The organism is Yokenella regensburgei, from assembly GCF_003634235.1.
In the GTDB taxonomy this organism is placed as follows: Bacteria; Pseudomonadota; Gammaproteobacteria; order Enterobacterales; family Enterobacteriaceae; genus Yokenella; species Yokenella regensburgei.
Window position 1 is genome coordinate 478,253 of record NZ_RBIZ01000003.1, and the last position, 13,293, is coordinate 491,545.

Here is a 13,293-nt window from a genome sequence, read left to right on the forward strand (position 1 = left end):
TGCGACTCGCCGTAAGCTTCACTGGTATCGCGGCGCTGAAATCCCTATAATTGCCGCGTTTGACGCCTCAGGCGTCGCCCTTCCAAATTTCCAGGTTAATCAGGTCGCAAAAATTTATGACTGATAAGTCTCATCAGTGCGTCATCGTAGGTATCGCAGGCGCATCTGCATCCGGTAAAAGTTTAATAGCCAGCACGCTTTACCGCGAATTACGTGAACAGGTTGGCGATGAGCACATCGGCGTCATTCCGGAAGACAGTTACTACAAAGACCAAAGCCATCTGTCGATGGAAGAACGCGTTAAAACCAACTATGACCATCCGAACGCGATGGATCACAACCTGCTGTTCCAGCATTTGCAGATGCTCAAACGCGGTAACCCGATTGAACTGCCGGTTTACAGCTACGTGGAACATACCCGCACTCAGCAAACCGTGCACGTTGAGCCGAAAAAAGTCATCATCCTTGAAGGTATTCTGCTGCTTACCGACGCGCGCCTGCGTGAAGAGATGAACTTCTCTATCTTCGTCGACACGCCGCTTGATATTTGCCTGATGCGCCGCATTAAGCGTGACGTCAACGAACGTGGACGTTCAATGGACTCGGTCATGGCACAATATCAGAAAACCGTGCGCCCGATGTTCCTGCAATTTATCGAACCTTCCAAACAGTATGCCGATATTATTGTGCCGCGCGGTGGGAAAAACCGTATTGCCATTGATATTCTGAAGGCAAAGATAAGTCAGTTTTTTGAATAACCCCCGCGAATTGTGTAACGTTCAAAGATAATCTGTTGAGCCCTTCTGCGCGAAAAGCGCAAGGGCTGACGCCGAAAGGAGACCGCGCATGCGTCTGTGTGACCGAGATATAGAAGCCTGGCTGGATGAAGGCCGCCTGTCGATTAACCCGCGTCCGCCGGTAGAACGCATCAACGGTGCGACGGTCGATGTTCGCCTCGGCAACAAATTCCGTACCTTTAGCGGCCATACGGCGGCGTTTATCGATCTCAGCGGACCGAAAGCCGAGGTGAGCGCAGCGCTTGAGCGCGTGATGAGCGAAGAGATTGTGCTGGCCGAAGGCGAAGCATTCTATCTGCATCCGGGCGAACTGGCGCTGGCGGTAACCTATGAATCTGTCACCTTACCGGCGGATCTGGTGGGCTGGCTCGATGGTCGCTCCTCGCTCGCGCGTCTTGGCCTGATGGTTCACGTGACGGCACATCGTATCGATCCGGGCTGGTCCGGCTGTATCGTGCTGGAGTTCTACAACTCCGGTAAGCTGCCGCTGGCGCTGCGTCCGGGGATGCTCATTGGGGCACTGAGTTTTGAACCGCTTTCCGGCCCGGCGGCGCGTCCGTACAACCGCCGTGAAGACGCCAAATATCGCAACCAGCACGGTGCTGTTGCCAGTCGTATTGATAAAGACTAAGTCGATTCAGTCGGATTGAGGATGCCATGAGACGAGTTCTGACAACGCTGATGATCCTGCTGGTGGTGGTCGTCGCCGGCCTCACCGCGTTGGTGCTGTTGGTCAACCCTAACGATTTCCGCGCCTATATGGTGCGGCAGGTCGAAACGCGCAGCGGTTATCAACTGAACCTTGATGGTCCACTGCGCTGGCACGTCTGGCCGCAGCTCAGCATTCTCTCCGGACGTATGTCACTCACCGCGCCGGGTGCCAGCCAGCCGCTGGTTCGTGCTGAGAATATGCGTCTTGATGTCGCGCTGATGCCGCTTTTGTCGCACCAGCTGCAGGTGAAGCAGGTGATGCTCAAGGGCGCAGTGGTACAGCTGACCCCGGCGACGGAAGCCGTGCGGGGCCAGGATGCGCCCGTCGGGCCGAAGGACAACTCGCTGCCCGATGTCGCCGAAGATCGCGGCTGGTCGTTTGATATTGCCAGCCTGCAGGTGGCTGACAGCCTGCTGGTGTTCCAGCGCGCTAACGATGAACTGATTACCGTGCGTGATATCCGTCTGGAGATGGATCAGGACCGGCAGCACAAGGGCACCCTCGATTTCTCCGGTCGCATTACCCGCGATCAGCAGGATACCTCGCTCTCTTTTAGCGCTGACATTGATGGCAGCGATTACCCCCATTCACTGACCGCGAATCTGACGAAGCTGAACTGGCAGATGCAGGGCGCGGACCTTCCTACCCAGGGGATCAGCGGGCAGGGAAGCATGCAAGCGCAGTGGCTGGAAGATGAGAAGAAGCTCAGCTTCAGCAATCTGAAGCTGACCGCTAACGACAGCGCCGTCGCCGGAGATGCCAGCGTCGTACTGGCCGATAAGCCCGAGTGGCTGTTCAATCTGCAGTTCGACAAACTGGATCTGGATAACCTGCTGTCGCAGGGGGCTCCGGAAAATAATAACGGGACGAGCCAGCAGGCGCAGAGCCAGAGCACTCAGCCGCGACCGGTGATTGCCGACAGCAATCAGCAGTCGCCGTACAGTGCGCTGAAGGGCTACCAGGCGATGCTGAACCTGAAAGCAAACCAGGTGTTGTGGCGTGGAATGAACTTTACCAACGTCACCGGCAACCTCAGCAATCAGGCCGGGCTGCTGACCGTGTCTGCACTGCAGGGCGAGCTCGGTGGCGGTAAAATGTCACTGCCCGGCACGCTGGACGCACGTAAGGATACCCCACAGGCGGATTTCCAGCCGAAAATCGATAATATTGAGATTGGAACCATCCTCAAAGCCTTCGATTATCCGATCCAGCTCAGCGGCAAACTCAGCCTGGCGGGCGACTTCAGCGGCAGCAAAATTGACGCCGACGATTTCCGTCGCCACTGGCAGGGCAACGCCCACATCGAGCTGCTGAACTCCCGGGCGGAAGGGCTGAACTTCCAGCAGCTGGTGCAGCAGGCGGTTGAACGCAGCACCAACGTGCAGGCGATGGAAAACCTGGATACCGCCACGACGCTTGATAAAACCTCCGTCGACCTCGAACTCGACAACGGTCAGCTGACGATGAGCAACATGGACGGTCAGTCCTCGCTGCTGGCTGTCACCGGTGGAGGCACCCTGGATCTGGTGAAAGAGCAGGGCGACATGCAGTTTAACGTGCGCGTTACCGATGGCTGGAAAGGCGACAGTAAGCTTGTGGAAACGCTGAAGAAAACCGCCGTTCCGCTGCGTGTTTATGGCCCATGGCAACAGCTGAGCTACAGTCTGCAGGTCGATCAGGTGCTGCGTAAGCAGCTGCAGGATGAGATGAAGCGTCGTCTTAACGACTGGGCAGAGCGTAATCAGGAGAGCCAGGGCGGCAAAGACGTGAAGAAGTTGCTCGATAAGCTTTAATCAGCAGACCAGATAAAAGGGCGGCCACTGGCCGCCCTTTTTGTTTCAGACCTGGTAATCCAGCGCATCTTCGGCCGGCGGGAATATCTGCACCCGCTGCACGCGGTGGTTCTCAACCGCTAACGTTTTCAGCACATAGCCACCGACGTTGACGCTTTCGCCCGGTGTCGGGACGCGCTGCAGATACTCCATCAACAGACCGGCAATGGTGTGGTATTCCCGTTTTTCATCGAGCGGTACCGGGACGTACTGCACCAGATCTTCAAGCGGCATATGGCCGTTGGCCGTCCAGCTGCCGTCTGCATTTTTCTGGATATCGTGGCGGGCATCGGTCTCCTGTGCTTCGTTAGGCAAATTGCCGGCGATGGTTTCCATGACGTCGCTCAGGGTGACAATCCCTTCCACAGACCCAAACTCATCCACCACAAAGGCGAAGTGGGTGCGGGCGTTACGGAACTGCTCGAGTGCGGGCAGCAATGGCAGCGTTTCCGGGAATACCAGCGGCTGGCGTAACAGTACCCGCAGATTGAGAGGCTCGTGGCGCAGCGATTGCTGCAGCAGGTCGTTAACGTGCACCACACCAACCAGCTCTTCATCATGCTCGCCGCCGGTTACCACCAGACGGGTGTGCTGGTTCTTCTCAAGCAGTGCACGGATCTCACTTTCCGGCGCGCTGAGATCGATATGCTCAATATCATGCCTCGAGGTCATAATGCTGCTGACCGTACGCTGGTTGAGGTTCAGCACCCGCTCAATCATTTGCCGCTCTCGTGGGTCAAACAGTTCGCTGTCATCGTGGTCGGCAATCAGCGAAGCGGTTTGCGCATCCAGCTCGGCGTCCTCTTTTTGCCCGCTTAACAGCCGCATCACGGCTTCGGTCGTACGGCTGCGCAGCGACTGATTGGCGGAGAGGAAACGGCGGCGGTTGAACATGGCAAGCTGGTTCAATGCTTCTATCATCACCGAGAAACCAATGGCGGCGTACAGGTACCCCTTCGGAATGTGGAAGCCGAAGCCGTCAGCAATCAGGCTAAAGCCAATCATCAGCAGGAAGCTCAGGCACAGGATTACAATCGTCGGGTGGCTGTTGACGAAGCGGGTCAGCGCTTTGCTGGCAAGCAGCATCAGGGCAATAGCGATGATGACCGCCGCCATCATCACCGCCAGATGGTCAACCATCCCGACGGCGGTGATCACCGAATCCAGTGAAAATACCGCGTCCAGCACCACAATCTGTGCCACCACGGCCCAGAATTTAGCCCCACGCCGCTGGGTGGGGTTCTCGCTGTCTTTTCCTTCGAGCCGTTCGTTAAGCTCTACGGTTGCTTTGAACAACAGGAACAGGCCACCGAACAGCATAATGAGATCGCGGGCGCTGAAGCTAAAGTCCCCGACGCTGAACAGCGGTTGCGTTAATGTCACCAGCCAGGAAATGGAGGCCAGCAGCAGCAGGCGCATCAGCATTGCCAGCATCAGGCCCGTGACGCGTGCGCGGTCCCGCTGGGCGGGGGGCAGTTTTTCCGCGAGGATGGCGATAAACACCAGGTTGTCTATACCTAACACCAGTTCGATGACAATAAGCGTCACCAGACCAGCCCAGATTGAGGGATCTGCTACCCATTCCATATGTGGATTAATGCCTTATGTCTGACCATTATTATCAGTAGTAGATCATGGATAATAGCGGCGCAAATTGCAATCTCTTCTTACGATTATTCTTAATAGCGGATGGCGATAATCCGAAAATATAATCTTATTATTTTCGGGGTTAACGTTTATTTTCTTTAGGATAATAGCCAGGAATTATCTGTATTAGGTTAGATAACGTCTCTTTGTCAATATAAATATAATCCTAAAAACTCAGAAATTAGCGGTTAATATTATTCTTAAAATTTAATTTGTCGGAATTGTTGCCTTGCCTGCTATTGGCTTAGCTGTAACAATTCCAGACGCAATATCGGGATCATTATTTTATTTTCTTTTTTTAGAAGTCTGGGTCGGAAGCCAGGGGCGGTAGCGTGCCTGACGGTGCGGTGAATGGCTGAGATTATTCTGTCAATAGCCTGCGAGTAAACAGGCTCTCTTTTAGGATAGATGCCAATTATATTACGTTTCGATTAAATGCATCCTGCGGTTCGGGATAATGGGCTGGGACGTTTTATTTAATTCGAACAGGATAATTTTTTCTGCCATAGTGATAAATAATCAATGATGAATTGCAAACCAAAATTGATACCTTTGCTGGTGTCGGTAACCCTTATGAGCGGTTGCACGGTCTTTCCGGGCAGTAATATGTCGACCTTCGGTAAAGACGTTATCAAGCAGCAAGATGCAGACTTTGATATCGACCGAATGGTGAATGTTTATCCGCTGACCCCGCGACTGGTTGAGCAATTACGGCCACGGCCGAATGTGGCGCAACCCAATGCCTCGCTGGATCAGGAGTTAAACAATTACCAGTATCGGGTTGGCCCGGGAGATGTTCTGAACGTTACGGTCTGGGATCACCCGGAACTGACGACGCCGGCGGGGCAGTATCGTAGCTCCAGTGATACCGGGAACTGGGTCCAGCCAGACGGCACTATTTTCTACCCCTATGTCGGCAAAGTGAAAGTGGTCGGCAAAACCCTGTCGGAAATTCGTTCTGACATTACCTCACGGCTGGCGGCCTATATTAGCGATCCGCAGGTCGATGTGAACGTGGCCGCGTTCCGCTCACAGAAAGCCTACGTTTCCGGACAGGTCAACAAATCCGGGCAACAGGCGATCACCAACGTACCGCTGACCATTCTTGATGCGATAAATGCCGCAGGTGGCATGACCGATGCTGCCGACTGGCGCAACGTGGTGCTGACGCACAACGGTCGCGAGCAGCGGGTTTCTCTGCAGGCGCTGATGCAAAACGGCGATCTCAGCCAGAACCGTCTGCTCTATCCGGGCGATATCCTCTTTGTGCCGCGCAATGACGACCTGAAAGTCTTCGTGATGGGTGAAGTGAAGAAGCAGAGCACCCTCAAAATGGACTTCAGCGGTATGACGCTGACCGAAGCGCTGGGCCAGGCGGAAGGTCTCGACCTGACTTCGTCGAACGCCAGCGGCATTTTCGTTATCCGTCCGCTGCAGAAAGACAAGTCCGGCAAGATTGCCAGCGTTTATCAGCTTGATATGTCTGATGCGACTTCGCTTGTGATGGCGACCAACTTCGAGCTGCAGCCGTACGACGTGGTGTATGTGACAACCGCGCCAGTCACGCGCTGGAACCGTCTGATTAACCAACTTCTGCCAACCATCAGTAGCGTGCGTTACATGACGGATACGGCAAAAGACATCCATACGTGGTGATGCGCATGTTTAACAAAATTCTTGTGGTCTGTGTGGGGAACGTATGTCGCTCCCCAACCGCTGAGCGTTTGCTGAAAAACTACCATCCGGATCTTACCGTGGAGTCTGCAGGTCTTGGGGCGCTGGTCGGTAAAGGCGCCGATGACGCCGCCGCCCGCGTTGCGGCGGAGCACAACATTTCGCTCGACGGGCATTGTGCGCGGCAGATCTCGGGCAGCATGTGCCGGGATTACGACCTTATCCTCGCGATGGAAAGGCGTCATATCTCCCGACTGTGTGAAATTGCCCCGGAGATGCGGGGCAAAGTGATGCTGTTTGGTCACTGGGATAACGAGCGAGAGATCCCCGATCCGTACCGCAAAAGCCGGGACGCTTTTGAAGCGGTGTATCAGTTAATTGAACGGTCTGCCCGCCAGTGGGCAAAGGCTCTCAACGCTCAGCAGGGATAATAATGACAGAGAAAATGAAACCTTCTGCATCGCAGGCGACCGGGAGCGATGAGATTGATATCGGCCGTCTCATCGGCACCGTCGTGGAGGCCAAATGGCTGGTGCTGGGCGTCACCGCCGTATTCGGTCTTGCGGCAGTAATCTATGCCCTGTTCGCAACCCCCATCTACAGCGCCGATGCGCTGGTGCAAATTGAACAAAACAGCGGCAGTTCTTTGGTGCAGGATCTGAATTCTGCCCTTAACAGCAAACCTCCCGCCTCGGCCTCGGAAATTCAGCTCATTCAGTCGCGCATGGTGTTAGGCAAAACCGTCGAAGACCTGAACCTGGATATCGCGGTGAATAAAAACACCTTCCCGATCCTGGGGGCAGGGTGGGATCGCCTGATGGGTCGTAAAGACGACTATGTGCGGATTGAAACGTTCAATCGTCCCGAGAGCATGAAGGAGCAGGAGTTTACCCTTGAGGTGCTGGGGCCGAAATCCTATCGCCTGACCACCGACGACGGCTTCAGCGCCCGTGGTGAAACCGGGAAACTGCTAAGCCGAGGCGGCGTCAGCATGATGGTTCACAGCATTCATGCCCAAACCGGAGATGCCTTCACCGTCACCAAATATTCGACGCTTGCGATGATCAATCGCCTGCAGGATAACCTGATGGTGACCGAGAATGGCAAAGACACTGGCGTACTGAGCCTGACCTTTACCGGAGAAGACCGTAACAAAATTCGGCTGATCCTCAACAGCATCACGCAAAACTACCTGGCGCAGAACGTGGCGCGTAAATCGGAAGAGGCGGCGAAAAGCCTGGCGTTTCTCGCTCAGCAGTTGCCGCAGGTCCGTAGCACCCTCGATACCGCAGAGAACAAGCTCAACAGCTATCGTCAGCAGAAAGACTCCGTTGACCTGCAGCTGGAAGCGAAATCGGTGCTCGACTCCATGGTTAACATTGACGCCCAGCTGAACGAACTGACCTTCAAAGAGGCGGAGATCTCCAAACTCTTCACCAAACGTCACCCGGCCTACCGCACGCTGCTGGAAAAACGCCAGGCGCTGGAGGACGAGAAGAGCAACCTCAACAAGCGCGTCACCGCGATGCCGAAAACCCAGCAGGAAGTGGTACGTCTGACCCGTGACGTAGAGTCCGGCCAGCAGGTGTATATGCAGCTGCTGAACCGCCAACAGGAGCTGAAAATCCAGCAGGCGAGCACCGTCGGTAACGTGCGTATCGTCGACCACGCCATCTCGCAGCCAGGCGTGCTGAAGCCGAAGCGAGCGCTGATCATTCTCGGCGGTCTGATCCTTGGCCTGATGCTCGCCATTGTTGGTGTACTGCTGCGCTCGCTGCTTAACCGTGGTATCGAAACCCCGCAGGCGCTGGAAGACAGAGGCATCAGCGTTTACGCCAGCATTCCGCTTTCCGAATGGCAAAAAGCCAGCGACAACATCAAAAGCGTCCGCGGCGTCAAACGCTTCAAGCAAAGTCAGCTGCTGGCGCTGGGTAACCCGGCTGACCTTGCCATCGAAGCGATACGCAGCCTGCGTACCAGTCTGCACTTCGCCATGATGCAGGCACAAAACAACGTGCTGATGCTCTCGGGCGTGAGCCCGTCGATCGGTAAGACGTTTGTCTGTGCCAACCTGGCGGCGGTGGTGAGTCAGACCCACAAGCGTGTACTGCTTATCGACTGCGATATGCGTAAGGGGTACACCCATGAGCTGCTGGGGACCAACAACGAAAACGGTCTGTCAGACATCCTGGTCGGAAAAGCGGAGATTGAAAACTGCGCCAAGAAAACGACCATCGAGAATTTCGACCTGGTGCCGCGCGGTCAGGTACCGCCAAACCCGTCGGAACTGCTGATGGGCGAACGCTTCGGCGAGCTGGTTAACTGGGCCAGCAGCCGCTATGACCTGGTACTGATTGATACCCCGCCAATTCTGGCGGTGACCGATGCTGCCATCGTGGGCCGCATGGCGGGTACGACGTTGATGGTGGTGCGCTACGGGGTGAACACCATGAATGAAGTGGAAGCGAGCCTCAGCCGGTTCGAACAGAACGGCATCGACGTGCGTGGGGTCATTCTTAACTCCATCTTCCGCCGCGCCAACGGGTACCAGGACTTCGGTTACTACGAGTACCACTACAAGTCAGACAGTAAATAATGAGTTCGGTGAAAATCATGACCAACGATCGTCCGCTTATTTCCATCTATATGCCGACATGGAACCGGCAGCAGCTGGCCATTCGTGCGATAAAATCGGTGCTGCGTCAGGATTACCCGCACTGGGAAATGCTGATTGTAGACGATTGCTCGCCGGCCTTTGAAGAGCTGATGCAGTATGTACAAAGTCTGGGAGATGCGCGTGTTAGCTATACGCGCAACGCGGTGAATTCCGGTGCCTGCACCGTGCGTAATCAGGCAATCGGCCAGGCACGGGGCGAATTTATTACCGGAATCGATGATGACGACGAGTGGACGCCCAACCGCCTGTCGTCGTTTCTGGCACACCGTGCGAAACTTGCCGACCACTCGTTCCTCTACGCCAACGACTACGTGTGTGAAGGGCAGGTGTACGCGCAGCCTTCAAGCCTGCCGCTGTACCCCAAACGCCCGTTTACCCGTGAGCGATTCTATAAAAAGAACATCGTGGGTAATCAGGTCTTCTCGCGGGCGGAGTGCTTCAAAAACTGCCTGTTCGACCCCAATCTTGCTGCGGCTCAGGACTATGACGTCTTTCTGCGCATGGTGGAGACATGGGGCGATCCGTGGAAGGTGGAAGATGCCACGCAGGTGCTGCACGTCAACCATGGCGGGGTGCGTATCACTCAGTCGACGCGCAAATTCTCGGGCTATTACCGTTTCTACCGTAAGCATAAAGCCAGGTTCGATCGCGCAAGCCAGAAGTATCAGCTGTTTTCGCTGTACGTCATTCGCAATAAGAAAATGTCATGGCGTACGCAGATGACGCTGCTGTCGTTGCGAAATGGTAAGCGCATGATCGACGCGCTGCGGGGGCGGGCATGAATATTCTGCAATTTAACGTTCGCCTCGCGGAGGGGGGGGCGGCAGGTGTCGCGCTGGATCTGCACCAGCGCGCGCTGCAGCAGGGGCTCAACTCGCGCTTTGTCTATGGCTATGGCAAAGGCGGGAAGAAGAGCGTCAGCCATGAACGCTACCCTAATGTGATTAAGCATACGGCCCGCGCCACGTCGATGGCGAATCTGGCGCTGTTTCGTCTCTTTAACCGGGATGTTTTCGGCAACCTGAACGGGCTGTATCACACTATTACTCGTATTCCTGAGCCGGTGGTGTTGCATTTTCATGTGCTGCACAGCTACTGGCTTAACCTCGAAGAGGTGGTGACGTTCTGTGAGAGAGTGAAGGCGCACAAGCCAGATGTCACCTTCGTCTGGACGCTGCACGATCACTGGAGCATCACCGGGCGCTGCGCGTTTCTCGACGGCTGCGACGGCTGGAAAACCGGCTGCCGGAAGTGCCCGACGCTCACGAACTACCCGCCGGTGAAGGTGGATCGCGCCCGCTCGCTGGTGGCGGAAAAACGTCAACTTTTTCGCAGTATGCTGGCGCTGGGATGCCAGTTTATTTCCCCCAGCCAGCACGTTGCCAGCGATTTCAACAGCCTGTATGGGGAAGGGCGCTGCCGGATAATCAACAACGGCATCGATGTGGCGACCGAAGAAATTCTTCAGGCACTGGTTCCGGCGGTGCCGGCTGAGGGTAAACCAAAGATCGCCGTGGTGGCGCATGACCTGCGCTACGACGGTAAAACCAATCAGCAGCTGGTGCAAAACATCATCGCCCTCGGCGATGCGGTAGAAGTACACACTTTCGGTAAGTTCTCACCGTTTAGCGGCGACAACGTGATTAACCACGGTTATCTCACCGACAAGCGCCAGTTGATGAATGAGCTGAATCCGCTCGACGCCCTGTTGTTCACCTCAAGGGTGGATAACTACCCGCTGATCCTCTGCGAAGCGCTGTCGATCGGTCTGCCGGTGATTGCCACACACAGCGACGCCGCGCAGGAAGTGCTGCAAAAATCGGGCGGAAAAACCTTTTCAACCGACGAAGTGATGCAGCTGGTGATGCTGCCGAAAGCGGCGCTGGCGCAGGCGGTATTTGGCGACTCGCTGCAGGCCTTCCGTGAGCGAAGCCGCGTGGCCTACAGCGGGCAACAAATGCTGGAGGAGTATGTCTCGTTCTATCAAAGTCTGTAGCTATCTGCTGCTGCCGCTGATTTATCTGCTGGTTAACGTCAAGCTGGCACAGCTGGGGGAGAGCTTCCCGATTTCCATCGTGACGTTTTTACCCCTGTTACTGCTGCTCTATGTCGACAGAATTAGCGTCAAGAAGCTGATGATAGCGCTGGGGGTTGGGGCGGGTCTGACGGCGTATAACTATCTGTTCGGCCAGTCGCTGGATGCCAGTAAGTACGTCACCTCCACCATGCTTTTTATCTACATCGTGATTATTCTCGGCATGGTGTGGAGCATTCGCTTTAAGACCGTATCACCGCATAACTATCGCAAGCTGATGTGTGCGTTTAATCTGGTGGTCGGGATTGTGGTACTGCTGGCGGCGGCAGAAATGGCGCAGATTATCCTCAGCGGCGGCAGTAGCTTAATGGAGATAATTTCGAAATATCTCATATACAGTAACAGCTATGTTCTGAACTTTATCAAGTTCGGCGGAAGGCGAACCACTGCACTTTATTTCGAGCCTGCTTTCTTTGCTCTGGCATTAATCTCAATTTGGCTTTGTATCAAACAGTTTGGTATCAAAACCCCAAAAACAGATGTTATGATTCTGGCAGGGATAGTTCTCTCAGGATCGTTTTCCGGGGTGATGACGTTTATCCTGTTTTATTTACTGGAGTGGGCATTTCAGTATCTGAACAAAGAAGCCATCCGCAAAAAGTTGCCGTTAGCGATTATTTCTCTTGCGGTATTTATGGTGGGAATGATCTTCGCTTTCCCTTATATCTCAGCGCGGCTGGGCGATTTGGGTGAGGAAGGCTCGTCATCCTATTACCGAATTATCGGTCCGTTGGTCATGGTCTGGAGTTCTTTAAGCCACGTAGACGGCGTTGTGCGTTTTGGTTCGCTTTACGAATATGTTGCATCATTCGGAATCTTTAACGGTGCTGATGTCGGTAAAACAATAGATAATGGTTTGTATCTGCTGATTATTTATTTTTCATGGTTCGCGGTATTCGGAACGATATGGTTCATGGCCAAAATTGGTCGAATGATGGTTCATGCGTTTGGTAATAACCAGAACTACGGTGTGCAGTTGTACCTTTTTACACCCGTGTCGCTCTTTTTTACCGGCTCAATATTTAGTCCGGAATATGCGTTCTTAATTGTCTGTCCGTTTATTCTGCGCAAGGCGTTGAATATCGTACACTAAGTATCAAGTGGGGATGAATATGTTGTTAAGCATTATTACCGTTGCATTTCGCAATTATGACGGTGTGGTGAAAACAAAAGCCTCACTGGCGCATCTGGCAGGCGATCCCGGGCTGGAGTTTGAATGGATTGTGGTGGATGGTGGCTCACAGGACGGGACGGCGGAGTATCTGCAAAAACTGAACGGAGAGCACCAGTTACGCTACGTCAGCGAGCCGGACAGCGGCCTGTATGATGCGATGAATAAAGGCATCAACATGGCGCGCGGACGCTTTGCCATCTTCCTGAACTCCGGCGATGTTTTTCATCAGGACGTGGCGCAGTTTGTTCGTCAGCTGGCAGAAAAACCGGATAACGCGATGTATATCGGTGATGCACTGCTGGACTTTGGCGATGGCAATAAAGCCCGCCGCACCGCCAAGCCCGGCTGGTATATTTACCATAGCCTGCCGGCAAGCCATCAGGCTATCTTCTTTCCATTACAAGGACTGAAGCAACATCCGTATGATCTGCAATATCGCGTGTCCTCGGATTATGCCCTGGCGGCGCGTTTATTTAAGGCCGGTTTCACGTTTAAGCGTATCAATGGTCTGGTATCCGAATTTTCGATGGGCGGTGTATCGACGACGAATAATCTGGAGTTATGCCGGGATGCAAAAAACGTGCAGCGCAATATTTTACGTCTGCCGAAGCTGGTGACGGAATTGTCTTATTTATTTCGCCTGCGCACCACCGGCAAAACGAAGTCCTTATATAACAAATCCTGA

At 54.4% G+C, this 13,293-nt stretch carries 11 protein-coding genes; 10 read left to right on the top strand and 1 reads right to left on the bottom strand.

Annotated elements, in window-relative coordinates; translation table 11 throughout:
• The first annotated feature begins 116 nt into the window (after window positions 1-116).
• The 3 genes from udk to asmA all read left to right on the top strand — a co-directional run bounded on the left by udk (window position 117) and on the right by asmA (window position 3,302).
• Entirely contained in the window at window positions 117-758 is a 642-nt protein-coding gene (gene udk, locus C7387_RS02290; protein WP_006820774.1) for a uridine kinase, read from the top strand.
• 88 nt (window positions 759-846) lie between these two features.
• Window positions 847-1,428: a dCTP deaminase gene (gene dcd, locus C7387_RS02295; RefSeq protein ID WP_120815951.1), complete on the top strand. Its 582-nt coding sequence runs from the start codon at window positions 847-849 to the stop codon at window positions 1,426-1,428.
• Window positions 1,429-1,454: 26 nt separating this feature from the next.
• On the top strand, window positions 1,455-3,302 hold the full coding sequence (gene asmA / locus C7387_RS02300; RefSeq protein WP_120815952.1) for an outer membrane assembly protein AsmA: 1,848 nt from the start codon (window positions 1,455-1,457) through the stop codon (window positions 3,300-3,302).
• Between the two features lie 45 nt (window positions 3,303-3,347).
• On the opposite strand, the gene C7387_RS02305 is transcribed toward asmA, so the two are convergent.
• Entirely contained in the window at window positions 3,348-4,928 is a 1,581-nt protein-coding gene (locus tag C7387_RS02305; protein ID WP_006820770.1) for a TerC family protein, read from the bottom strand.
• 582 nt (window positions 4,929-5,510) lie between these two features.
• Between C7387_RS02305 and C7387_RS02310 the strand changes: the two genes are divergently transcribed.
• From C7387_RS02310 to wcaE, 7 genes are read left to right on the top strand one after another with little or no spacing between them, the layout of a single operon-like run.
• The gene (locus C7387_RS02310) at window positions 5,511-6,644 is read left to right on the top strand and encodes a polysaccharide export protein (RefSeq protein ID WP_006820769.1); all 1,134 of its coding nucleotides are present in this window, start codon (window positions 5,511-5,513) and stop codon (window positions 6,642-6,644) included.
• Window positions 6,645-6,649: 5 nt separating this feature from the next.
• Window positions 6,650-7,093 (top strand): low molecular weight protein-tyrosine-phosphatase Wzb, encoded by a 444-nt coding sequence (gene wzb / locus C7387_RS02315; RefSeq protein ID WP_038256497.1) that lies wholly within the window; start codon window positions 6,650-6,652, stop codon window positions 7,091-7,093.
• 2 nt (window positions 7,094-7,095) lie between these two features.
• The gene (wzc, locus tag C7387_RS02320) at window positions 7,096-9,258 is read left to right on the top strand and encodes a tyrosine-protein kinase Wzc (RefSeq protein WP_006820767.1); all 2,163 of its coding nucleotides are present in this window, start codon (window positions 7,096-7,098) and stop codon (window positions 9,256-9,258) included.
• A 17-nt stretch (window positions 9,259-9,275) separates the two neighbouring features.
• On the top strand, window positions 9,276-10,121 hold the full coding sequence (gene wcaA, locus C7387_RS02325) for a colanic acid biosynthesis glycosyltransferase WcaA (RefSeq protein ID WP_038256499.1): 846 nt from the start codon (window positions 9,276-9,278) through the stop codon (window positions 10,119-10,121).
• Window positions 10,118-11,335 carry a colanic acid biosynthesis glycosyltransferase WcaC gene (wcaC, locus tag C7387_RS02330; protein WP_120815953.1) on the top strand — a complete coding sequence of 406 codons (1,218 nt, stop codon included), beginning with the start codon at window positions 10,118-10,120 and terminating at the stop codon, window positions 11,333-11,335. The genes wcaA and wcaC overlap by 4 nt, the downstream gene beginning before the upstream one ends.
• Window positions 11,310-12,527 carry a colanic acid polymerase WcaD gene (gene wcaD / locus C7387_RS02335; protein WP_006820764.1) on the top strand — a complete coding sequence of 406 codons (1,218 nt, stop codon included), beginning with the start codon at window positions 11,310-11,312 and terminating at the stop codon, window positions 12,525-12,527. Before wcaC ends, wcaD begins: the two co-directional genes overlap by 26 nt.
• Window positions 12,528-12,546: 19 nt before the next feature.
• Window positions 12,547-13,293 carry a colanic acid biosynthesis glycosyltransferase WcaE gene (gene wcaE, locus C7387_RS02340; protein WP_038256502.1) on the top strand — a complete coding sequence of 249 codons (747 nt, stop codon included), beginning with the start codon at window positions 12,547-12,549 and terminating at the stop codon, window positions 13,291-13,293.